20 protein-coding genes and 1 pseudogene are annotated in these 24512 nt (G+C 45.3%); 10 read left to right on the top strand and 11 right to left on the bottom strand.

All coding sequences use genetic code 11. The features are described from left to right. From RM811_RS09825 to RM811_RS09805, 5 genes and pseudogenes are all read right to left on the bottom strand, one after another. Positions 1 to 312, bottom strand: a pseudogene (locus RM811_RS09825) (EamA/RhaT family transporter); the annotation flags it as partial. A gap of 70 nt (positions 313 to 382) precedes the next feature. Beyond that, positions 383 to 658, bottom strand: a complete 276-nt coding sequence (locus RM811_RS09820) for a hypothetical protein (protein WP_402523479.1) — start codon at positions 656 to 658, stop codon at positions 383 to 385. A 14-nt stretch (positions 659 to 672) separates the two neighbouring features. Next, complete coding sequence (locus RM811_RS09815; RefSeq protein WP_402523477.1) at positions 673 to 1428, bottom strand: enoyl-CoA hydratase-related protein; 756 nt, start codon at positions 1426 to 1428, stop codon at positions 673 to 675. A gap of 726 nt (positions 1429 to 2154) precedes the next feature. Continuing rightward, positions 2155 to 3165 (bottom strand): hypothetical protein, encoded by a 1011-nt coding sequence (locus tag RM811_RS09810; RefSeq protein ID WP_402523474.1) that lies wholly within the window; start codon positions 3163 to 3165, stop codon positions 2155 to 2157. A 114-nt stretch (positions 3166 to 3279) separates the two neighbouring features. Continuing rightward, on the bottom strand, positions 3280 to 3489 hold the full coding sequence (locus RM811_RS09805) for a cysteine-rich CWC family protein (RefSeq protein ID WP_402523481.1): 210 nt from the start codon (positions 3487 to 3489) through the stop codon (positions 3280 to 3282). Between the two features lies 1 nt (position 3490). Here RM811_RS09805 and RM811_RS09800 point away from each other — a divergent pair, with 1 nt between their 5' ends. Then, a complete protein-coding gene (locus RM811_RS09800) occupies positions 3491 to 4777 on the top strand; it encodes an efflux RND transporter permease subunit (protein WP_402523472.1) in 1287 nt (428 codons plus the stop codon). 91 nt (positions 4778 to 4868) lie between these two features. On the opposite strand, the gene RM811_RS09795 is transcribed toward RM811_RS09800, so the two are convergent. Continuing rightward, complete coding sequence (locus RM811_RS09795) at positions 4869 to 6359, bottom strand: PDZ domain-containing protein (protein ID WP_402523470.1); 1491 nt, start codon at positions 6357 to 6359, stop codon at positions 4869 to 4871. A gap of 249 nt (positions 6360 to 6608) precedes the next feature. Between RM811_RS09795 and RM811_RS09790 the strand changes: the two genes are divergently transcribed. Together RM811_RS09790 and RM811_RS09785 are read left to right on the top strand one after the other, a co-directional pair. Further along, entirely contained in the window at positions 6609 to 7520 is a 912-nt protein-coding gene (locus RM811_RS09790) for an HAD-IIA family hydrolase (protein ID WP_402523468.1), read from the top strand. A gap of 968 nt (positions 7521 to 8488) precedes the next feature. After that, positions 8489 to 8803, top strand: a complete 315-nt coding sequence (locus RM811_RS09785) for an SCP2 sterol-binding domain-containing protein (RefSeq protein WP_402523466.1) — start codon at positions 8489 to 8491, stop codon at positions 8801 to 8803. 182 nt (positions 8804 to 8985) lie between these two features. On the opposite strand, the gene RM811_RS09780 is transcribed toward RM811_RS09785, so the two are convergent. Continuing rightward, positions 8986 to 9348 carry a hypothetical protein gene (locus tag RM811_RS09780; protein ID WP_402523464.1) on the bottom strand — a complete coding sequence of 121 codons (363 nt, stop codon included), beginning with the start codon at positions 9346 to 9348 and terminating at the stop codon, positions 8986 to 8988. A gap of 880 nt (positions 9349 to 10228) precedes the next feature. On the opposite strand from RM811_RS09780, the gene RM811_RS09775 reads away from it, so the two are divergent. Both RM811_RS09775 and RM811_RS09770 read left to right on the top strand, forming a co-directional pair. Then, complete coding sequence (locus RM811_RS09775) at positions 10229 to 10954, top strand: hypothetical protein (protein ID WP_402523461.1); 726 nt, start codon at positions 10229 to 10231, stop codon at positions 10952 to 10954. A gap of 73 nt (positions 10955 to 11027) precedes the next feature. Then, entirely contained in the window at positions 11028 to 12047 is a 1020-nt protein-coding gene (locus RM811_RS09770; RefSeq protein WP_402523458.1) for a CobW family GTP-binding protein, read from the top strand. Between the two features lie 263 nt (positions 12048 to 12310). On the opposite strand, the gene RM811_RS09765 is transcribed toward RM811_RS09770, so the two are convergent. Continuing rightward, a complete protein-coding gene (locus tag RM811_RS09765; RefSeq protein WP_402523456.1) occupies positions 12311 to 13144 on the bottom strand; it encodes a hypothetical protein in 834 nt (277 codons plus the stop codon). 521 nt (positions 13145 to 13665) lie between these two features. Here RM811_RS09765 and RM811_RS09760 point away from each other — a divergent pair. From RM811_RS09760 to RM811_RS09745, 4 genes are all read left to right on the top strand, one after another. After that, positions 13666 to 14424 (top strand): thiopurine S-methyltransferase, encoded by a 759-nt coding sequence (locus RM811_RS09760; RefSeq protein ID WP_402523454.1) that lies wholly within the window; start codon positions 13666 to 13668, stop codon positions 14422 to 14424. Between the two features lie 154 nt (positions 14425 to 14578). Then, positions 14579 to 16885: a DUF748 domain-containing protein gene (locus tag RM811_RS09755; protein WP_402523451.1), complete on the top strand. Its 2307-nt coding sequence runs from the start codon at positions 14579 to 14581 to the stop codon at positions 16883 to 16885. A gap of 7 nt (positions 16886 to 16892) precedes the next feature. Then, a complete protein-coding gene (locus tag RM811_RS09750) occupies positions 16893 to 17450 on the top strand; it encodes a sugar O-acetyltransferase (RefSeq protein ID WP_402523449.1) in 558 nt (185 codons plus the stop codon). Between the two features lie 135 nt (positions 17451 to 17585). Further along, complete coding sequence (locus RM811_RS09745; protein ID WP_402523447.1) at positions 17586 to 19097, top strand: RluA family pseudouridine synthase; 1512 nt, start codon at positions 17586 to 17588, stop codon at positions 19095 to 19097. A 239-nt stretch (positions 19098 to 19336) separates the two neighbouring features. On the opposite strand, the gene RM811_RS09740 is transcribed toward RM811_RS09745, so the two are convergent. Next, positions 19337 to 19561, bottom strand: a complete 225-nt coding sequence (locus RM811_RS09740) for a hypothetical protein (RefSeq protein WP_402523445.1) — start codon at positions 19559 to 19561, stop codon at positions 19337 to 19339. 82 nt (positions 19562 to 19643) lie between these two features. On the opposite strand from RM811_RS09740, the gene RM811_RS09735 reads away from it, so the two are divergent. Then, positions 19644 to 20495 carry a hypothetical protein gene (locus tag RM811_RS09735; protein WP_402523442.1) on the top strand — a complete coding sequence of 284 codons (852 nt, stop codon included), beginning with the start codon at positions 19644 to 19646 and terminating at the stop codon, positions 20493 to 20495. 485 nt (positions 20496 to 20980) lie between these two features. Here the strand turns inward: RM811_RS09735 and RM811_RS09730 are convergent, their stop codons facing one another. Both RM811_RS09730 and RM811_RS09725 read right to left on the bottom strand, forming a co-directional pair. Beyond that, positions 20981 to 23452 carry a hypothetical protein gene (locus RM811_RS09730; RefSeq protein ID WP_402523440.1) on the bottom strand — a complete coding sequence of 824 codons (2472 nt, stop codon included), beginning with the start codon at positions 23450 to 23452 and terminating at the stop codon, positions 20981 to 20983. Between the two features lie 76 nt (positions 23453 to 23528). Continuing rightward, positions 23529 to 24398 (bottom strand): hypothetical protein, encoded by an 870-nt coding sequence (locus RM811_RS09725; RefSeq protein ID WP_402523438.1) that lies wholly within the window; start codon positions 24396 to 24398, stop codon positions 23529 to 23531. Positions 24399 to 24512 lie beyond the last annotated feature (114 nt).

Below are 24512 nucleotides of genomic sequence, written 5' to 3'. Positions count from 1 at the left end.
CAGAGCGATTGAGAAGCCAATGTAAAACAAATAAGGGAGTGTCCAGAGGGGAACAACCTGCCATTCAAGGATTGCCAATGGCAAACTGCAAAGAAAAGAAATCAGGTAGTAATAAAACAGAATCACACTGGCGGGCTCTGAGCTGGACAGCGCCCGGGTTCCAACCATTGATAGCGCAAGGGATAACCCGGAAACCAGACCAACCAGATGCCATATTTCAACACCGTCCAGATCTGGCTTCAGAATCAGAACAATGCCCACAAAGCCAAGTATCAGTGGTTGCCAATGGCTCTTTGGTACCGCAACCTTCATCCACCCCCAAACCAGCAAGGGTACAAACAAAGGCGCGATATTTCTTAACAGTGCTGCATCCACCAATGGACTATGTTTGATGGCCAGATAGTAAGCAAAAACAGAGCCAGCCTGAAACACCTCTTAACAGATGTGCTCCAGGGCGCCGGGTAGACCAGTGGCTGAGTGGATAACGCAACAGCATGGGTACCAGCAGGGTCAGGCAGAGGCCATACTGGAACAAAACAATGGTGGTTGCTGGTACCGCACCAGCAATCATCTTACTGGCAGCCCCTGCGGTGCTGGCTACCAGTGATGATATGACGGCAAAAAGAACCCCCTTCAGGGCAGTACCATGGCCACTCATCTCAACAAACCTGGTTATGACTTGCCGGAGAAAAAGGCACCTATCACCTGTCGGGCTTCATCGGAAACCATCCTTTCACCAAAGATGGCCCCTTCAACATCGATACGTTTCTGAACATCACGCTGACGAGTCTGAGTAATCAGTTGTTTCGTTAACAGCAGTGCTTCACGAGGCTTTGCTGCCAGCTCTTGCGCTTTTGCCAGGGCATATTCAAAGACTTCCTCATTAGCAATAACTGCATTGGCAATACCGTATTCCCGGGCTTTCTGAGCATCAAAAAAGTCCCCAAGCATGAGTAACTCAGATGCCCGCTGGCGCCCCATAATATCGGGCAAAAGCAAACTGGAAGCCGCTTCCGGTACCACCGCCAGATTCACAAATGGCAAACGCAACCGGGTGTTTTCACCCACATAAACCAGGTCACAATGGAGCAACAGGGTAACGCCGATACCCACAGCAATACCACTGGCAGCAGCCACAACAGGCTTCTTCTGCACTGCCAGCTGGCGAAGCATTTTCATGGCTTCAGGCTCTTCAGTAGAGTCCTGGGCAAGAAAGTCCTTCAGGTCATTACCTGCGGTAAACATATCAGGCTGGGCAGCAAACAGAATGACCTTAATACGGTCATCTTTATCAGCGGCAATCAGAGCGTCAAGAATGACAGCGTACATCGCTGTTGTCAGAGCATTCTTCTTATCGGTTCGGTTAAAGCGGATGGTCAGGATCTCATCCTGCTGCTCAATAAGGATCTGGTTTTGCTGATCCGACATGGGTCATACTCCCTGAAATTCTATTGTCATTATTCTGCCGTCCACACTGTATTACAGCTGCTGCTCAATTGGCAAAAAAAACAGGATAAAAGGAGGATCTCCCCCCTTTTATCGTGTAAGCCGTTGGGGTAATTCGACCCATGAGATTGCCCTTTCGGGAAAGCTGCAATTAAAAACATAAGTAGTTGACCATTTGTTTTCATATAAACTGACTGACCGATTGGTAAAAAAGTTTCAGGCTTGGGTGATTGTGGGTTAGCTGGGATTATTTGGTAAAATACACTGAGCCATATTTCAGTCGGATATCCTTTCAGCACATGGGGTGAGCCTATTGCTGATCAAACGATCGAAAATATTCGTTTTCATTTGGTTAACTACTTAGGAATTGTCCCGAAATAACTCCCACATTTCTGGTGCTATTCAGCACAGAAAAGATGTTTGGCCACGGAGGCACAGAGACACGGAGAAAAGCTTTTTATTTAAGGCTTTTCTCTGTGCCTCCGTGTCTCCGTGGCAAAAAAAACAGGGAAGTTATTTCCTGACTAATCCTCAGATCGTGCTAAACACCTCTTCGACTCCGCTCAGGATGAACGGAAATCGAGTTGGAAATGTCGGAATTATTTAAGGACGATTCCTTACCATCGTCATCCCTGCGAAGGTGCGGATCCACTGCCCGAGGTGGGCGGGAACGACGGAGAGCTGGTACTTTCTACAATGCCACTTCACTTACATAAACACATTCGATGTGTCCACAAGGAATCTAAAAAACACAGTATCATCTTTCAGGTAAGACACAGTCTTACCATTTCCATTTATCTGAGACTCTTCGAAATTACACTGATCGACAAACAGTGGACAACCGCTGGCGATATTCATATCACTTTTTGGTTTTTGGAAACTACTGGAGTGTGGGTCTGGCCTGAAACTATCCTTGTAATGCTGCTTGTTGGGGCCCAGATCCAGGAGATACATCGTCACCTTATTCTTGAAAGGCCAGGGAAGAAGGGCATCATAATTTCCTTTCATCATCACAAAAAACAGACTGCAATGGGTCCCTTTACCCTCACCATCCCCATTAAGATAGACTCTTGCGCACATCTTGTAACCATATTTGGAGGTATAGAATGGCTGGCTGTAGAGGGATAGTGTTTTCTCGTTTACGGCCTCCCGCTTTCGTCTGCTGTAATCATTTATTTTCCAGATCATCTGGCCATCATAACTCGTAGATTCCAAAATCTGGAATCGCAGAGCATGCGCAGACAGTTTCTCGTCATGTTCAGACACTAGTACACTTAACCTCGGCAATTCATTGTTCTGCCCAGAGGATTTTGATTCACCTGTTTCTCTCCGTTGTTCAGATTTTTCTTTCTGCTCCAATTGGTCCAATCGAGTTTCAAGCCCTTCAATACTTGCAGCTTGTCCATCGTATTTGACTGTTAAATCTTTCAACTTTAGAGAATTGTTTTTTATGCATTGCATCGCTGTTTTACATAATGATTCCACACAGTTAAGCCTCTCTTCACTCTGAGAAGATCTGCTGAGTAGAGTCTCACCTTCAGTAACTTTACAAGTATAGCTTCCACCTTGTCCGGTTCTGAATTCTCCAGTCTGACCACTTACCTGTACTAATGGACTAGTACGTTCGTCAAATAAATTACTTCCAGTGCGGCTGTTCGTACTTCGCGTTAAGTGACCGTCCATAATAAAACAAACCTTATAGTTAGCTAAAATATTCATAACAAAATAAGAGACAGCTGGTGATTCAATTAGTTCAATCAGGAACGATCATCCCTTTAAAATACCCACATATAGAAACCCCTACGGGTACTGATCAACTTATTCGGACCAGAACTACGGATTACTTAACCGGCTCGTCAATCCCTTTTTTATTCTCTCCAGACAGGGCTCACAGTAACAACGGGTTACCTCTTTTGGCACAGGGAGCAATATTGTTGCCCCTATATTTTTCCCGGATTGCAGAGATTTCATACACCAACAGCTTTCAAGCGGCTCTCCCCGGGTCGAGGCACATTGATTCGGCTGACCACATCCCGGACACATATTGACTTCAGTCATCACAGAGGAACTGAAGGTCACTGGCGATCGTACTGAAGGCGTCACCAGCTGGATCAGCCATATTGGTACCGGAGGCCCCAGGTTTGTGCTCCAGCACAGCCCGGAACCGGCCAGCCCCAACTATGCCATGATGGTTATCAACACCTCCTCTTCGGCAGTGATAGACGACATGATCCACAAGTTGGATAGCTATGCCTTTGAGAAATTTCCAGATCTTCAGATCACCAGTCGTCGTATAGAAAGCGGTGTCTCAATTACCAACCCCTTGGATATTCGCCTGTATGGCAAGGAGATTGATCCTTTATTCACGCTGGTTGAACAATTGAAAGCTGAAATGTCTCAGGTCAGCGGGCTGAAGAATATCAGCGATGACTGGGGACAACGTATCAAAAAGCTGAAAGTAGTGATCAACCAATCGAGGGCTTTACGCGTTGGCGCCACCAGCCAGGATATTGCGCTTGCACTGCAAAGTGGCCTGAGTGGGCTTGAGTTAACACAGTATCGGGAAGGTGAAGATGTTATTCCGGTGCTCCTCCGGTCAGTAGAGGCTGACCGACAGGATATCGATAAACTGGAAACGCTCTCGGTTTATATCCAGTCTACCGGTGAGTCCGTCACCCTGAAACAGGTTGCCGATATTGAAGTGGTCTGGGAACCGGCAAAAATCCTGCGCCGTGATGGTTTGAAAACCATATCAGTGGGCGCACAACTGGCCCCGGGCATGACGGCCACCGAAGGTTTTGCAAAACTGCAGCCCTGGCTGGATGAGCACGCCAAACGCTGGCCAACCGGCTACCGCTATGAATTGGGAGGTGAAGCCGAAAGTTCCGGTAAAGCCAACCAATCCATTGGAGAGAAACTGCCCATGGCGGCCTTTATTATCCTGATTTTGTTAGTGGCTCAGTTTAACTCCCTGCGTAAGCCCGCCATTATTCTCGCTACAATTCCATTGGGTATGATTGGCGTGATTATCGGCCTGCTGACGACTCAGTCCTTCTTTGGCTTTATGACCTTGCTGGGTGTGATCTCTCTGGCCGGCATTGTGATTAACAATGCCATTGTTTTGCTGGAACGGATCAAATATGAGATTGACGACAATGGGCTTTCAGCTCAGGAAGCCATTATCGTTGCAGCCCAGCGCCGGCTGCGTCCGATTCTACTGACGACAGCAACCACAGTGCTTGGGATGATGCCTCTTTATCTGGGCGGTGGCGAGATGTGGGAACCGATGGCCGTTGCTATTATTGCAGGCCTGCTGTTCTCAACCATCTGACTCTTGGCCTGGTGCCAGTGCTTTATTCACTGCTCTACCGGGTTAAGTATTAGTCTCAAAAATAGCACAGGGCTCTTAATGAGCCCTGTTTTCAATGAATTCCGTCCTCAACAACCTCACACGTTTCTGCCCTGAAGTTCTTTGAACGGTCATGCTGGATGCCATTTAGCTGCATTACCTCAGTATTCACGATATCTGCCAGATGAGTATTCAGGACAATTTTCTCCAATCCTTTGTATCCGGTGTTAATTTCCATAAACTCCTGCTCGTCTGACTCAATAAGCTGAACCAGCTGTGCCAGACTCCTGACTTTTTCAGAGCCCACACTGTCTACCTTTCTCAGGAAGATATTGTGGTAGCCACGATTGGCTTCATGGGGAAGTACTTTAAGAATCACAACCACTTCATCCTTATCAGGGAAACGGAAGTTGTTAAGAAGTACCGGAGTAAGGCCCGCATAGGAGATCAAATCATGACCAGCACCCATCAGCAGCTCTCTGGTCACCCTGCTAAACACCAGCCCCTGATAGATAAAGTAAGAGGGGGCCGTTTCTCCATCAACACCCAGCAGCAAATCACGGTTAATGGGCTGGCTCAGGGTCACCGTTACCTCCTGCTCCTGTTTATTACGAATAATCCGGACGCCAAGGTTCTCTCCTACTTGTCTGGAGTGAACAATATAGTCCATGGACACCCGCTCACTTCCCCGGAAAACAATGGTTTTATCATGGCCTACCGGGTACCCGTCCAGCTCCAGAATCACATCATCCGGTAGCAGCACCCCATCAGCAGCAGACCCCGGGATAACATGGCGAACCAGAACGCCCTTGTTCTCTTTCACCCCATAAACGACTTTTAAAAAGTCATTTTCAAGTTCCTCGGTGTCAATCCCGAGGCTGGGGATCCCATTGTAATGACCGTCGGATACATCCCGGAGAAAATGCCGGACCACATTAACAGGAACAACATGAGCAATATTACTGGCTTCAAAGGGGCTGAATCCCTGCATCAGCACACCAATAAGTTCACCGTTGACCACAGCAGGCCCACCACTGTTACCCGGGTTACTGGCCGCATCAATCTGTCCCGCCAGAAATGAGAAACCGGAATGACTGTAGGGCTGATACTCCAGACGGGATAACACCCCCTTGGTCGCACTGATGGTATCACCGCCAATGGGATACCCCAGTAACATCAGGTCAGTCTGTAGCGGGGGGACTTTGCCGAGAGGGATAGGGAGAGTGCCACTGAAAAACGCGTCTTTCTCATGCTCGTGAAAGGGGACCAGTAATGCCAGATCCAGCTCATGGGATACCCACAGGGGTTTCAGCTTATAGCGATCCGTCTGCCCATGTTTCCTTCCCTCAATATAGGTATGTGCGCTGATGACATGGCTGTTGGTTAATACGGCCCTGAGATCATTGTCAGGTAACTGTATAATCGCGCCAGAGCCATATTTCTGCCGTGGGCCAAGATTGGTCCATGGGTTCTGGTGGTCATACTGATTAAATGAGGTATAGATTTTGATGATTGAATCCCTGACCTCCTGATCTTCCGAATACCCGGGCAGAGCGTCAGTCATCACTTGCTCATCAGTGTATCCATATATCGAAACTGCCAGAAAAATAAAACAGACGGCTTTAACAATACAATTAGGCCTCACAACCCACCACCTCAACGGCTAGAGAAAGAACACTTCAAGCTAGCACAAAAAAAATATCCCGCTCGCTTTGAGGATTGGAGCCACAAGTATCACAGGCACCTGCGAGGTAAAGTTCTGGTATAATCTGCGTTACTCAATAGCTTTTATGAAAGTAACAGGTTACTCCCCATGATTGTTCTTTCACCCGATTCCCTGAATGAAATGTATGCCCGTCACCTTGACTGGTATCCAGCGATTCAGAACCCGACGCCCCCCCCTGAATATATTGCAGGCCTCGCTGATATCATGGCTCAGTTCGACCTGATTCTACTGGATTCTTATGGGGTTCTGTGCCGTGGAAGCACCCCAATTGAAGGGGCGGCTGAGGCAATCCGGCAACTCAGAAATAACAACATCCCATTTTTGGTCGTATCCAACGACACACTGACCAACCATTCTGTCGCTGCAGAGAAATACCATACCCGGGGTTTTGATTTCACCGGTGAAGAAGTGCTGACCAGCCTGGATATTACCGAACAATACCTGAGTACATTAGAGAATAGCGGGAATATTGCTGTAATAGCGCCACTGGAGCACCCATCCAACCACTTGCTGGAAGGCATGGTCCGCCTCAATGGCTGTAATGGTGAAATCCCTGAAGAGGTGGATACCCTGCTGTTCCTGACCGGTGCAGGCTGGACCGTTAAAATGCAGGAAAACCTGGTAAACAGTGGCAATGGCCGTCAGTTCAAATTAGTGGCGGGTAATCCCGATATCGGTGCTCCCCATGGCGAACACGTTACCGCTACACCGGGTTACTTTCTGGCAGATCTGGTGGAGCATACTGCCCAGAAGGCAAAGCCAATACTGTTTGGTAAACCGGACAGTTCCATTTTTTCAGCCGCGGTAAAACAACATCAAATTTCGGACCCATCCAGAGTACTGATGGTCGGTGACACCCTTTACACCGATATTCTGGGGGGGAATGCCATGGGCTTTAAAACATTATTACTGCAGTGTGGTGTTTATCAGAATGAGGATATTATGGCGGTCATTTCCCACACGGGAATAAGCCCTCACTATATTGCTCCGTGCCTCTGAAAATATCGTTTAAAAGTGCATGGCTCAAATATAATGTTTGTGCCATGTACAGAAGCGGAAATAGTTTCAAACTGTTTTACTTGTTTAGCTGGCGTAGCAGAAACTTCTTCATCGACAATACCAGGAACTTACCTGGTTGGTTCCGGAGAACTATCACTCTGAACGCCTGATGCTTTATCGTCACTATTGAGAAGCTCTTGCACCGTCTTTCCCGTGTACTCGAATTCATTTCCTGGAAGCAATTTTACTGCCATTTTACCCCCATGATTATTAAGCACCCGCTGCAAGTCATCTGCCTGCACTTGTTCAACTTGACCCCGTAAATGCTGACTCTCTTCTGGCGTCGGGGATCCAAATAGACACCTCCTGGCAGAGCTGCCAGCTTCAATCGGGGAGCCTGCCGACCTTGCTGCGTTAGAATCAGCTCTGCTTGCTAAACCAGTCTGTACATTACTATTCACTGTTACTGAGTAAGCCCCACCATTTCGCATTTGCACAAAGCCTGATGATCTGGATGGAGCGGTAGTAACAGGTGCTGACTGTGTTACAGCAGCTGTTGTCGCAGTTGACACTGGCATTAGGCTTACCCCGTTAATTGTGTGAAAACAAAAATCTCTTGCTACAGGAATGACTTATTGCCTGCCCCTTTAGGTGGAGATTCAATAATGTTTAAACGGTATATAGACTTCATCTTCCAGAGAAAGTTCTGAGAAATGTGCATTTTCTGACTGCTTAAGGCCCAGATATGATCAGGCTAATCCATCCCTGATATAAAGGGATAAATACCTTGCTGCGCCCAATCTTGAAGCATAGGCAAAACGGACGATGCCCAGCTCAGAAATGCTGTTAACAATAGCGCCATGCAATCTAATCCGCCGTGATTAAATAGCGTACTACTAACAATAAAAAGACACCTTCATTCGCCAGAAGCAGGTGTCCGCTTTCCTTAGAAGAGAAAGGAGTAACCCATGGCTACTGTTCAGGAAGTTTTCGAAAATATTAAAGGCCGTTTTGACGAGTCTGCTGCGGCCGGTCAGACCCTGACTTTCCAGTTTGACCTTACTGATGACAAGGCATACTACGCGGCGATCGAAGACGGTGTCCTGGAAATTGCTGAAGGCACCAAGGACGATGCTCACGTCACTCTGATCATGGACAGCGAAACATTTGTTGGCCTGATGAGCGGAGAACTGGACGGCATGCAGGCATTCATGACTGGCAAGCTGCGTACTGAAGGCAACATGATGCTGGCTTCCAAGCTGGGCGAATTCTTCAAGCAGTAATTTATAGCCAACCGTCATACCCTCTTATAAAGAGGACTCCATGGCTTTAACAAGCAGGCTTCTTATCCGAAGCCTGTTTTATTTTCAGCCCGCACTCTCTTAAGTGTAAGACCAGCGAATCATCAGCCGTATTAATGACTTCATTAAATAAGATCGTATTTCATTTTCGGTGAAGCGCCTTTTTAATAAATCATTCTCCGCAGCACCTCTTCAACTTTATCAACTAACTCTAACGCCACATCAACTCTGTCAACTATACTTCTTTCGAGGTTTACCGCATTCTGGAGTACACTAAATTCGGGCAAATACCTATACGCCTCCCATTCTTTCGAGCATCCTACTTCTCGGAAGGTAGTGCTATTTTTATCTGTATCGTTAATGTATAAAAAATTGAACGGCCAGAAAGTAACTGTTCTTTGAGGGTTTAAGTGTTTTGTGTTGACTGCTGTAAATCGCCTGTTAACATTATTTTTCACATCCAAGGAAGACTCCCCCCACTGGGAAAGCGTATTGGAGTAAGCTCTTAGATTATTAAATTTCATCATTACATTTAATCCCTTATGGTTTTATATTCCTATGAATTGCTGTTTCCCTACTAGCCACAAATGCTCATGACGATGGCTTGTCACCCTCGGAAATGAAAGATTTAGGCACGGAGACCCAGAGGAAAAGATTTTTTCTTTTCTCCGTGGCTCCGTGGCGATTTTCTTTCACGGCAAACAGGTAATGACCGGCTCAACTCTATATGAGCGAAAAATAATATAGAAATATAGACACAAAAAAGGAACATTAGTTCAACTCTGGCAGCAATTCAGTCACAACCTCAACAACTACTTAGTGCCTGCCCGGAAACCTCAGTCTATTAGTATCAAGGGCTACAGGCGAGAAATGACATCGAAAATTTTGATCTGGTGGAATCCTTGTCAACAGTTAATCCACTGTACCCCTTGATAAATCTACTTATAATCATTTTCCTGCGAAAAAATCTTCGGGATTATATAAGCCTTCAAGCTTACTGCTGCATGGGGTTATGGTTTTCGGACAGGCACTACTTAGGCATTGTCCCGAAATAACTGTCACATTTTCCAGGCTCCTAACCCCCGTCCTGAGTGCTGAAGCTTGTCGAAGTATCGAAGGGCGGAGCTCCAGGCCCATGACAGAGATCGTGCCAAACACCCTTCGACTCCGCTCAGGGTGAGCGGAGTCTGAACTCTAAATGACGATCTCGGAATTAGAGTTCAGCCATGTTCACGCTCTGTCAGTTCACACCCTGTTTTTGCTATTACTTGCCGTTAGCGGCCTCTGTCAGGGAGACACCTGCTGGTGGCTGTTACATCGGGAACACTGTCAGGGAATAGCCGTTTGATGTAGAGCATGTTATTTTTTATTGTTCCCAAGTAAGTAATAGCTGCAAAAGGAATGCACATGTCATCAACGTCTGAAAACCAATCTTCTGAGCCAGCTATGGAGGGCTATGGGTCAGTAGAGAAAGGTCTTTCCGGAAACTACTCCCTCTCTATCAGCGGCCTGCTCAGCGAGTCCTGGGATAAAACCCGTGGTACCAAATGGATCATCCATTTAGCCATGGGTATCTACATGGGCATTTATCTATTATTAATAATGGCTGTGGCCGTGGCTGCTCTTGTAGTACCGCAAAGTGGTGGGCTGGAAATCATTATTGAATTAATCATGCTGGCCATTACTACACCGCTATGGGCTGGCATCTACATGATAGGACTCCGGAGGGCAGTCAACGCGCCAATCAGAGCCGGGCAGGTTCTTGACTACTTCAGTAAAACCCTGCCTTTATTTGGGCTTTACCTTCTGATGCTTGTTCTGATGTTGATTGGCTTCGCACTGCTGGTCATACCCGGGATCTACCTGTTCATCGCCTATATGCTGGCAATCCCATTGATGGTGGATAAGAAAATGGGGATTTGGGAAGCACTTGAAACCTCTCGAAAAGCCATTACAAAGCGCTGGTTTACTGTTTTTGGCCTGACCCTGGTGATCATGCTTATTAACTTTGTGGCAATGCTGCCATTAGGGCTTGGCCTGATCTGGACGGTTCCCATGTCCACCATTGCCTTTGGAATACTCTACCGGAATATATTTGGCTGCAGTCAGCAGACAATTTCTGAGAACTTATAACCCTTGAGTTATTATTTTTAGAACCCCTGACAGCCTGCTAGAATTCCAGAAAAATTGCAGGACTGTTATTACAATGCAGAACAAGATTCCCACCCATTTAATTACCGGCTTTCTGGGCTCCGGTAAAACCACCGCGATTCTCCATCTGCTCAAACATAAACCTGAAGGTGAAACCTGGGCGGTATTGGTTAATGAATTTGGTGAAGTGGGTATAGATGGTGCCCTTTTACAGGGGGCAAACCAGCGCAAGGACGTGGTTGTGCGGGAAGTGCCCGGTGGCTGTATGTGCTGTGTTGCCGGGCTTCCCATGCAGATTGGTCTCAACATGCTGATTGCCCGCAGTAAGCCGGACCGACTGTTAATTGAGCCAACAGGACTGGGGCATCCACAGGAAATTATTAATACCCTTAAAGGCGAATATTATCAGGAGATTCTTAGTCTTGATGCCAGCATCTGCCTGGTGGATCCCCGTAACCTTGGAGACTCTCGTTATCTGGAAAATGATAACTTCCGGGATCAGATCCATCTGGCCGATGTGCTGGTCGCCAATAAAACGGACTTGTGTAGTGACGAGGATAAAAAACGGTTCGAGCAATTCGCAACACAATTACCGGAACCAAAACCTCTGACCCACTGGGTTAAACAGGGAGAGTTATCCAGTGAGTGGCTGAACCTTCCCCACCTGGATCGTATGGCGGTAAACCCCAAGGCTCATCACACCGTTGATCAAGACAACCACCAGCACCCGGAAGCAGCATCTGAAATTAACCTGCCGGAAAACCAACTGTTTCTCCGTAGAGAAAATAAAGGTCAGAATCATTTCAGCTGCGGCTGGCTATTTTCGGAACAAGCCTCTTTTTCATTTGACCGGCTGTTTTCACTGATTCATTCCCAAAATGCCCTGCGCCTTAAAGCGGTTGCTAAAACGGATCGGGGGGTTAAAGGGTTTAATATGCAGGATGGGGTGGTCAGCGTTATAGAGATTGAAGAAAGCCCGGATAGTCGGCTGGAAATTATCAGCAGCACACCTGTGGATTGGGACTCGTTTGAGTCTCAGCTTCAGGCAACTACCATACGTAAGCCAGCTGCATAAGCTGGCTTACAAAGCATGTAAAAAAACTCTTCTCCGTGGAGAATATGAGCTTCATCTCGTTCAACTGTACGCTTATCACAATCACAGTGCGTTGATTCTTTATTCAAGCATTCCCTGGCCCTGCCCAAGGTGCACTACGGCGCTGTTTACGTTATTAGTGGAAACCTCCTCAGACAAGCTAAATTGCCCCATTTTTGTGGTCAAACTCTCATCTGAAGCTCCCAAACCAAGGATTCCACTTTTATCTTCAACAGCGCCGTGCACTACTGTAGAAAAAGTATTGGATTTCCTCCCTCATGGGAGTAGTAGCCGTCTTCAGCTTCGAGAGTATCGGAGGAATCTGAACCTGATGACTTGTTAGCATGAGTACTACCGGGTACCTCTTTAAAGTGGCACGAACCCTCTTCTGGATTAGTGGACTTTGGTGCAAAAACGAATTCTTCTTCAGGACGCTGATCGTTTATGCTTTCTCTGGATTGCTCTATAGGAAGAACACGACAATCGGCAGGCATTGCAATTCTACTCGAAGAGTAATAGTAAGAGTAATCAATCCCCCTCCCTGAAGCCTGAGTACCAGATCCGACGACTACTCTCATATGGCACTGGATACTCTGGTCTTCGTTTAAAACTTCTTTTGCCCAATCAGCCAGGCTGAATCTGGCCAATGTGGTGCCGGAATGCTTTTCCCCTATAATTTGATACAATCCGCCTATAAAAGGTTTGATTTTATCTAGAATTTCTGATGGCACCTGTTTAGAATTTTGACTCTGAACACATGTATTATCAGACGCTTCCGCTGAAGTTTTAGTATCAGTTCCATACACTATTCTCATTTGGCACGGGGGCATCTGTTGTTCGTTTAAGACTTCGATGAACCTCAAGTATAGTTGGTATCGAATCCCGGTAGTGCCAGCAAAAGGATAGGTTATGTCTTTATACTGTGCATCCATAAATGTTCGAATTTCCTTCTGAATTCTTACTTCCACACCCTTTAATTGTGTTTCAGCAGTGGAGCTGCCGTTTTTTTCAATGTCATTGAGCTGCCCGGCTTTCGGTATAACAGAATTGCCTGAACTACCACAGAATTCGCATTGCATTAGTACTGGCCTCCACTTTGCCGCATTTAATTATCGTAATTCGAATAAAGATAGATGATTATTTGTGAGTTGGTATTTTTTATCTCAGGAATGTATTCACTGACCTGCTTATGTTTCGACAAGGTCGATTTCCCAAGACCGGAATCATTTCAGCTTATGAAAATTGATCCGTAATTTCTGAGAGTACCTGTTCAAGGTACTCATTGTTTTCAGACCAGCACTTCCATGCATCAGGAAACGCCAATCGGGAAAATGGAATATCCTGACAGAGCTGATTTAAAACACGTTGCCACTCTTGCAGATAACGCTTTCCCAGCTCCTGAATATTGACACCAGAGACGCCACAGCCAGACCAGAACAGTGCTTCGGAGACCAGAAAGAAGCGCCATACAGGCTCAACAGCTGCGATAACAGTACCTTCCCCAGGGTAGATTTGCCGGCTCCGTGAGTTCCTTCAATCAGAACCCGTTGCGTTCTGCTACCTTTAAGCTTGGCCAAAGCATTGCATTGAGAGTCTTGCCATGAAACTCACTCAGCTATTTATCTTCCTGCTGACAGCCGGTATTGTTATTAATGATTCAAAAGCATCCAACACAGTGTCCTACCACGATAACGGGATATCAAAAACAATGGACGATTTTAACTGGCTGTCTCATTGGGAGAGCAACAACATTGGCTTCCATCTTGATCAGGCCAACCCCATGCTGGTTAAACACTGGCCGAAAATAAGGGCTATGCCGAAAGATATGGTATTCGTGCCATTGTGCGGAAAAAGCCTCGACCTGATTGAGCTGCAAAAACAGGGACACTTTGTTTTAGGCTCAGAGTTAAGTGAAATTGCCATTGAGGCTTTTTTCACTGAGCAGCAGCTCGAGTACACCAAACAGCAGGCGGGTGAGCATGAATACTGGTCCGGTGAGCGACTGGCCATTGCCCGGGGTGATTTTTTCACACTGGCAGAAGACAGCATACCGGCAAAATTTATCTATGACCGGGCAGCTCTTGTTGCACTTCCTCCCAAAATGCAGGAACAGTATGTAGAACAACTTCTGCGTATTGCACCGGATATTGAGCAAATACTGTTACTCACGGTTGAATACGATGATACTGCCGCACCGCCGCCACCATTCAGCATCACCCCGGCCAGGGTGCAAGCGCTTTATGGTGAACATTTCGATATCGACCTGATCGAGACCCGTGATACCAAGCCCTCGCCACGAAAGCAGGCCCAGGGAGTTGAAGTCATCACTGAGCATGTGCTCAAGCTTGACCGGCGATAGATCAACAGAACCTGAACAATACCAATCCCCTCACCTGCCTGATATCATCGGGCAGGTTTGATCTTTCGTCCAACTCTATCAGATACCTTCCGCCACCCATTTTGCATTAAAAGAGGGTCTGGCTAGTCTTCAAATTTTATAGTCGACATACACCATGATCAGGAAGCTGGTTTCATTCATTGTTAAAATAGCGGCGGCGTATATTATCGTCGGCTTCGTTGTGGTACCTCCTCTGCTTCATACAGGCATCGTCCTGTCTGGCAATCAGCTACTCACTAAAGAAGTAAAACTGGGTGCGGTGTACTTCAACCCTCTGACATTGAAGCTCTCCCTGATCGCCGTTGATATCCAGGATACGTTGAAACTGGCTTCCACGTCGGTAGACCTTTCCTGGAAAGACCTGAGACAGGCCATACTGCCTGAAGGCAATATTCGTGAATTAAGGCTGGATAAAATTCTGATCAACAGCCCGGAGAGCCAGTTCACTTTAAATGAGGATGGACAGCATAACTTTGCGGGCCTGCTGAAAGCATCCACTGAAGAAAACACAGCAACCGAACCTCTGGAGAATCCGGAAGCCCCCTCTTCCTTACAGTTTTCGGTTAATCAGGTGACCATTGAGAATGGCAAATTCCAATTCACCGATCATCAATTTACCAACGATCAGCAACCCTTCTCTTTAAGTCTTGATCAGCTGAGTATTCACGGTGAAAAGCTCGGCTGGCCTGAAGCAAATTCCGGTATCAATTTCAGCACCCGGTTAAATGGAGACGCTGAAATCAACAGCCAGATCACAGTAGACCTGTCAGAGAACCTTTCTAAAACTGCTGCCTCTGCATCTATTCAACTAAACCAGATCAATCTGACTGACTTCCAACCTATCGTTAACCAGTTTACCTATATTGATCTGACCAGCGGCTTCCTTGACACCAGGACGACCATAGACTGGCATCAGGATGTCGGTCTGCAGGTGGTCAGTGATGTCACCATCAATCGACTGAAACTGGACGACACCCGCACTCAGGACACTGTTGCCCGCTGGCTGCAACTGCAGTTAAACAGCCTCAGCTATCAGCAACAGAGCAACCGTCTGGAGATTGACCAGCTACTATTGGCTGCCCCTGCTGTGGTGGTTGCTGTGGATGAACAGCTACAGATCAATCTGGCCAGTCTGGTCAAGCCCCGGGAAAGCCCGGTTGATAACAATGAAGAAAACAGGGTAAAAGAGCCCGCTGACAACACCGTTACTGAAGACAAAACGCCAGAATTCAGCCTTGCCATCAACAAACTGGCTATTGAAAACGGCGCCATAGACTTTTCCGACCGTTCTTTTCAACCCGGCTTTGCAACGCCGATTGTCAACCTGAACGGTTCAATTGACGGATTTGATACCCGCAGTCAAAAACCCGCAACCATTAACATGGATGGACGGGTTGACCGTTACGCCCCCGTCACCATAAGAGGAGCCATCAACCCCTCTTCGCCGCTGGACATGGCTAAACTATCATTGTCGTTTACAAACCTTGAGTTAACGACATTAACCCCTTATTCCGGTCGTTTTGCCGGCTACAACATTCGCAAGGGACGTCTGCACCTGGACCTGAACTACCAGATAAAAGACCGCCAGCTTTCTGCCACCAACCAGATGTTACTGGACAAATTATTGCTCGGCGGAAAAGTAGACAGTAATGAAGCGGTAGACCTCCCCATTCGTATGGCTCTGGCACTGCTCAAAGACAGAGATGGGCAAATTGATATTAACCTGCCGGTCTCCGGTGACCTGGACAACCCTGAATTTAAACTGGGCCCGGTCATTCGCATGGCACTGTACAACCTGCTCACCAATATTACCTCTGCCCCCTTTGACTTACTGGCCTCTCTGGTGGGAGGTGACGCAGAAGAAATGAAATTTGTGAACTTTGAGCCGGGCAATTTCAATATCAGCCGTGCAGAGCAGGTTGAGTCCCTGGACAAACTGGCAAAAGCCCTCCGCGACAGACCGGGCTTGCAACTGGAAGTATCTGGTAAAACAGCAAAGGATTCCGACTGGCCCCTGGTGGCAAAATTCCTGCTGGATAAAGAGCTGTCCCGACACTGGACAAGAGACCTTCAGGAACAGAAAAAGCCAGTTCCCGGGAAGCTGGTTCTGTCCACCATGGATGAACCAACCCGCCTTCGCTTACTGCAGATCATCGCTGAAACCAGGCTAAACAGCGAGAATGCTGAAGTTGATATCGAGAAAGCCAGTGCAGATACCATTACCCAACAACTACTGAAGCAGTGGCCCTTTGACGCAAACGCAATGCGACAACTGGCTATAGATAGAGCCCGGGAGATCAAGGATTATCTGATTGACGAGGGAGGATTGGAGCCAGAGAGAATATTCCTGCTGAGTGTTCAAAACCTGGCAGAAGGCTCTGCTGAGAAACCCTCTACAGAATTACAGTTAACTGCAGGCTAAAATCACTATGTTGTACACGACAGAAAAAGAGAAAATGCTGGCAGGCATGCCATACGATGCCTGGGAGCCGGAGCTGCTGGCCGAGCGGATGCGGGCCAAAAGCCTGTGTGCCAGGTTTAATATGGCTGACCCTACAGACCTGGATGGCAGAATGGCCATACTGAGAGATCTTCTGTTGTTTAAAGATACGGCTCATATGGAGCCTAACTTCTTTTGTGATTACGGTTACAACATCGAGATAGGCAGCAACTTCTACGCTAATCATAACCTGACGATCATTGACGCATGCAACGTCACTATCGGGGATAATGTACTGATAGCCCCCCATGTCATGATTTCAACCAGTACACACCCGATAGACCCTGTTGAACGCCAGAAAACCGAGTATGGTGCCCCTGTTACCATCGGCAATAATGTCTGGATTGGCGGTAATGTATCCATTCTGCCCGGAGTCACTATCGGGGATAACTGTGTGATTGGCGCGGGCAGTGTGGTCAATAAAGACATTCCTGCCAATAATGTTGCTGTTGGCAATCCCTGCCGGGTTATCAGAACTTTGTCCTGACACGCCTATATCTGATTAATGATTAGCATGGTCTCAATGGAGTATCTACAATAATTGGAACTTTTAATAACAATCCTGTTGCCGGACAGGGGCTGATGCGCCTGCTCCTGTTCAATATATCCGGGTACTTAAGCAATGGACACATCATCTGTTCCTTTAACATTTTTTTTGAGACAGGATATTTCATATAATCAATCAAGAAACAGTCCGATCTATGCAGGACGAAGACTAGCAACGACCAACCCCGAAAAAATGAATATCTTCACTAATATGGCGGAATGGGATCCAGATTCTGCTGCAGCCAATCCTGATCAACTCCACCCATTACACACACCCAATAAGTCGTTGACATACAGTCAGTCGAAAAAAAATCCTGTATATAATGGTCGAAGCATAGAGAAAATTAACCAACAGAAAGACATTTTTACGAATATGAAAAGCTGGAATGCAGAAACGCCTGTGAACGACTCTAAACTTCTCCTACCCGAGCCACCTGAAATGACTCCCGATAAAATCATTTCATCTATACTGGGAGAAATTGAAGATCTGAAAGCAAAATATAATAAAAACAACCAATGGCAAAATAACTTATTATGTATTCACCCATGCACGGAACTCAGTAATTTTTATGGCGATCGTGCAAACGTCCCCTTATCTCTTGAAAAAATCATCTGTGATGCCAAAAAATTAGAGACCCGTTTAATAAGAACAATATTATCCCAACATTGTATAAGGCCGCCAGTAATAGGCCTCCCGCGCATTATAGATGATAGGTCGGATCTCAACATCCTCTATCAGGATGCAGATATAATCATTATTAACAAACCCAGCAAACAGCTGACAATTCCAACTGGCGTAAAAAAAATGTCTATTCATCGAAAAAAAACAACCGACAACACGTTGCTACATGGATTGATCCGGGATCTAAATGTATCAGAAAATTCAGCAGCATGTTTTTTGACAAGTCGTCTGGATTATGGAACATCCGGCCTATGCCTGATTGCCAAGCACCTTGCGGCCCTAAGCTTTATAAAAAGTGACAATAATATTAAAAAATATTATCTGTGTGTAACTGAAGGCCACATAGAACAGGAAACAGGTTTCATAAATAATCCAATTCCCAGTCGATATGATGAGAGCAAATTGCAAAATGCAGAAACCCACTATCAAGTTATAGAACGTTACACACATCACACGCTTGCTTCCTGTCGTCTTATCACCGGCAGGCGCAACCAGATCAGGATCCATATGAAATCAATAGGCCACCCCTTGGTTGGGGATCGGCAGTTTAATCCATATTACGCCCTCCCCTACTTTTTTGAATCAAGAAGAAACGAAATAACAAATACATCGTTATTTAATACATTATTAACGTTTGATCATGTCGCACTGCATGCTTTTGAATTAACATTCATCCATCCCCGCACAGAAAAGAAGTTCCGAATTCAGGCTCCTATACCAGAAGATTTCTTAAAATTGCAAACGGTTCTGAAACAATGCACCCTGAATGATCAAATGATTCCTCATGTCATGATTTTATCAGGTACTATCGCTCCCCGATTGTACGTAGAAGGCATGCCTCCCCAGCGCAGAAATGCCCGGACTGATAGTAATGCATCAAACTTTTCGGACTATTGGAAAAAGTGATCACTATTCAACCATTCAGACAGTGGACTCAAAGCCTTCCGAGGTGTTCCCAATGCCTAAAAACCCATCCAAAGGATCAGCCAAATCAGTCTTCACCCCTTTTTAGATTGTACTGACATGTTCGTGTTCGTTGTGCATCATCTACTGTCGCTTAAAATTTAAACAAATATCTACTTACTAAGTCTTCGAAATAACTGATATCTAATCACAATGAAAGGCCTATCATTCTTCATAACGAATCAATGAACGATATAAGTTATGCACAATGAAAGATCTGACCCCGGTTTTTCATCACCAATGGTTCGGTCAATCCGTGGTATGTCCTGAAATAGATTATTGACGTTGCCATCAATGACCTCGCTGCCTGTAGCCCGACCGCCACCGTCGTCCTCATCGGTGAGGCGCTGGCTTTCAAAGAGTTTTACGTCGAATGGCCATAGCGGGTCCTTATGCTTGGTTGACATAAATGTTGGATTTATTCTGTGAGGAAGGAACTTTTCTTTGAGGTGGCAGTCTTAATTGATAATTCAATAATTCAATAATTCAATGCTCGATCAAAGTATTTTCTTTTGTCCTGACGTTCTACCTGAACTCTTTCCTGAACTGGCAGGAATTGATTCCGACCCTGAAGAAAATATTAATCGAGAAAAATCATGCTTTAATAATTTTCGGGTTCGAGCAACAGAGCCTGCCTCAACTAGCTCAGTTACATTCGCATCATCTCAAACTGAAAGTCAAAAATTGATTGATCATAATATTTCACCTTCATTACTTGACTTCTCCATAGAATCGACTCCCACTGACTCAGGAGATCCAGATTGTTCTGAGCTGGCTAATTGCAAAAAAGGTAAAGAATCAATCGGCGGTGTTTCAACTAACAGTAAGCGTACGGAAAAAATTCAAAAACGCCCCTGTTTTGACACTTTCTTAACTGAATCAGTATCTGGAAAAATTGCCAAAACCAGGCATTCCACTCTTAGCGGAAACTGCACCGAATCAAGTCGTTGGTTTGACCGGAAAAAAAATAATCGTGCAGGTACTCAACAGTGCAGAGACAATATGCGTGATCTAATTAATCACTTGGAGCTAAACATACCAGAGGGTGAGTTAGATTCAATAAAAAAAACCAGCAGATTAGTAAGATTTAATGATGCCAGAAAAAATATAGAAGCAACTCCCTATTTATTAAAAAATCAGGCCCTTCATCCGCTAGTACGAAAATACGGAGCAAAGAAGCTATCTGATTGTATTTACAGTGAAGTTAAACTAGATTTTCACTCAAGTGAATTAAAATGCTTTAGCCATTTGAAAAAAAATATTTCTAATGCCATTGCTGCCAAGGAATCTAGAGCCATCAAATCTGAATATGTTAAATTGCTTCAGTCGGCTTATAAATAGAATTCACGATCTTAGCATCTGGTGGCGAAGAATATTAGCCTGCTTTTTAAAGTGCAGCTAGTGTCAATAATTTTATTTTAAGAAAATACTGATCACTATCCTCTGGATAAGCGAATGGTAAGACCTACTTCGCCTCGACAGGATTACCATTAGAGCGATCAAAAATAACGGAGCAAAAACCGGGGCAAGGTCTTTCATCGTGCGTAACATATTCTGCACATTAACTCATTGTAAATAGTGATGATGGGCCTTTTACTTCGAATACTTACGAACTGGTTTTTATTTAAATTTTATTAAACGGCAATGGATATGCACAATGAAAGACCTGGCCCGGTTTTTCCACAATGAAAGACCTGACCCCGGTTTTTGATTGACCCCGGTTTTTGATGAAAGTTCTGACCCCGGTTTTTCGTTCTGGATTTCAACGAATGATTTCAGTTCATAAAACCTCCCACATTCTCAGGCTTCGTCTGTCGCAATCAAGACTAGACCCCGGGTTTCCAGATTGGCCGAGCCATTCTGCCTTGTAACCGGGCGCTTCGAAAAGGCTGAAACTCTTCAGATGATCGATCGTTACTGACTTCGACTGGTTTAAGGCCATGCACTTTTTTTGAACCGGCCGTTGTTGCACTCTGATGAATAATTTCTGTTTGTTCTTGATTCTCGCCTATTTGCCATATTTCCTGTGCATTAATACGGGCAAATCCATCAACGCATTTTTCAATGGAATCATCTTCAGAATCCTCCGACGGTATCTTGTAGTAGCGGATTTCCTCGTGATGAATATTTCCTGCTTGTGCTTGACTCCCAGGTATTTTCAATATTTCCGGTTTATTGACACGAAAAATTTCGTCAATCTCAATCTGTTTGTCAATGGAATCATCTTCAGAATCCTCCGCCGGTGTATCGTAGAAGTGTGTTTCCTCCGTCTCAGTAACCCATTCTGGTAACAACATAGGTCGCGCTGATTCTTCGCCGTTTGATTCTGCATAAGATCTGGCCCTTCCTGTTCCCATCTCCACCATCTCATAGCTATCTGTCGATGGCGTTGTAGAGACATCATCAGTTGTAAGGAACGGTGTCTGTGTATTGCGACCATGTAAATCTCGGGGCGAGGTAATAGGCTTAGCACCCCGTTTACCTTGACATAACTTATACACACCTATCCCCGCTATAGTAGCGAGTATGGCCGATGCTACCACACAACTAATTACGGTTATGGCATAAACACCCTTGAAATCGAACTTAAGGGGCATGAGATTTAAAGAACACCGGTTGTTGTCACATATAAACATTTCGGGAGTTGTCGGATTTTCGGGAGTTGTCGGATTTTCGGGAGTTGTCGGATTTTCGGGAGTTGTCGGATTTTTGGGAGTTGTAGGATTTTTGGGAGTTGTCGTCTTTATTGTTGTCGGAATGATTGTATTGTCGCTTTTCTGGCAAGGCATACTATCAGGATTGCAGTCAGAGTCCATCGCTATCTCAGTGTCAGCTCCATTGATAAGTCTGACATTGCACAATCTGGCGTTATATCCGAGCCTATTGTAACGACTACAATCAACTTCAATAAAATGTTCACCGTTGCTTAATACGCCACATTTACGGTCAACAACGACGCTATTGTCGTGTCTACAACATCCTACACTAGAACCAATAGCTCCCGTTCCCTCTAAAGCTTTGGCTGTGCTGTTATAAACCCTAAGATTACTCCAGTCCATGCCATCATTACTCGAAGAATCCCGTCCTGCTCCAAAACCGACAATTGAGTCGCTTCCACTCTTCAGCTCAATGATTGAGTCACAGATGATACCTTCCGGCCGCATAGGACGAGGAAGCCTATCATGCAGATCAACCACGCCAAAAATATAACCTACTAAACTGTTTTTCCCATAAACACACACGGAGTTCCCAAATAATGTAATGTTCTTTGGGTCTGGTGGCTGTGGTACGTTACGATGTAAATAAGAAAATCCACTTGCTCTTCCTATCAAACCACCTATTTGTGATGATTCTCCGTAACTGTCCATACGGAGCCCATTAACATAAATTCCATCATAAATATTATTTAAACTTCCACTCCCTACTAAACTTCCAATTGCCGCTGTATTGGCGCTACTAGTTAGCTGAGAATCCCCCTCAAGAAAAATATTTGTAAAACGACTGGGGAAATTTTCACTATTACATGCCTGTCCTACAAACATACTTAAGCTAGTCGCAACACTGGATGATACATTGCCATTAACTATGATATTCGAAAAATATGCTCCAGAAATTTTCTCAGCCATAGGACCTATGGAATCAAGCCCCTGCGAGTCTGCGCTGATTATATTAACTCTGTCAATCACTAAATTGCGGATTTCACCACCACGATCAATACGTACGAACATAGGAGCAGGTAATCCACTAATGGTTTTATTTTGAGCATCAAGTAGACCTACGAATGGATCATGATGACTGCAAACAGAGCTCCAACTTCCCTTCACTCGCACATCTTTTGTAAGAACGTAATGACCATCGCGGGGATAGTTGGGATGAATTCCTATACGTTGAATGCTTTCCGCACTATCCAACGGAATACCATTTATTCTATTGGCTACCGTTGCCGGCAAATAACTCATCAGATATAGTCCTACTGCGACACTGAATTCAGTGTTTCGCGCCATTTGCAACAACTTACAAATCGGTTTGCTGACAGCATAATCAATAATTTCTGCAATGGTACGTTCAATCAGATGCTTCACCTTTATTTCAATATATATAGGCCGGCCGGTTCTATCAGAGCGTGGCAAACGGGATCCGGGTGGAATATATCCAGGATGCATTGATTCAAAAAACGATTTAACAAAAACTTCAACTGTCTTTAACCTGAAGGTGGCTTCCTTTGAGGATTTTCTATCCGTTTTTTCTAACTGGTCATTATTTATCAGCGGCGTTGCCGCATTTTTGGTTACATCCATTATTCAGCCCCTGCTAGCAAGCTTATCGGAAAAAATTGCATATTTAAGATGCCGTGACGTTATTCGGGGGCAACTCCTAAACTGGATTATTGTCTTTGACGCATGTTCTTGACAACAATGCACAGGTACCACCGGCCAGCAATGCTAAAGTCGTTAAAACTGCTACTCCGACGGCTGCGACTGCAAGAGACAGGTACACAAAACTCTGTAAATCCAGTTCATCAAATTTGGCTGAAAAGTCTCTAATCCAACTTTCTAAATGAGCGAAATTTTCTTTTATAATATCTTCAAATTCCACTTTAATTGTTTCTGCTGTTGTATCGAATGTTTTCAGTAATTGTTCCATGTTACTCTTGGCTGTATTAAGTCCTTCTGCCACTCCGGTTCTCAGTGTTGTGCTTATTTCTGCCACTTCAGCTTTCACTATTGTTTCAATGTTGTCCCTGGTTATATTAAGCCCTGCTAGCAGTTCATTAATGTTATTGTTAATTAAATCATCCAGTTTCTCCTTTATATCACTGATCAGTGTATCCTTTATCTCCTTGAGTTCATCTTTGATGTCTTGTAACTCACGATCATAATTTGGAACGGATGGATTAATATTTGGAAAGCTCGCATCTGTACGGCCAAATTGAGATACGAATACTCCTGTCAATGTTACTGCGGTAATGGCAGCAGACTTCATTGCTGAGTAGAAAAAATTTTTCATCAGCAATACTGCCTCGCGCGGAACCATAGTGATAACGTTTTTAACATCGTTTACGGATAAAACATCGACACTCCTGGCGTTCCACTTACTGTTTTGACTGTTTAGTGATGTTTGAGCCGTTAATTCGGTCGTCAACACGGGATGCCTTTTAGTGGAACTACTCTTCCACTTTTGCAATTGAAGTCCTGGGGCGGCTAAGTGGTTAACCACTTGACTTGCATAAAAACTAAAATTCATACTTTTAATTCCTTACTGTTTTTGTTTTTGCCGGTAACGTAGTGCCTGTGCAATCTGGCACACGCAAGCACGTTGTCGAAAGTATGTAGTCTACTTATCCAGGCTAACTAAGAT

This window comes from Endozoicomonas sp., assembly GCF_031844845.1.
Lineage (GTDB): Bacteria > Pseudomonadota > Gammaproteobacteria > Pseudomonadales > Endozoicomonadaceae > Endozoicomonas.
This window is presented reverse-complemented; position numbering and strand designations above follow the sequence as displayed.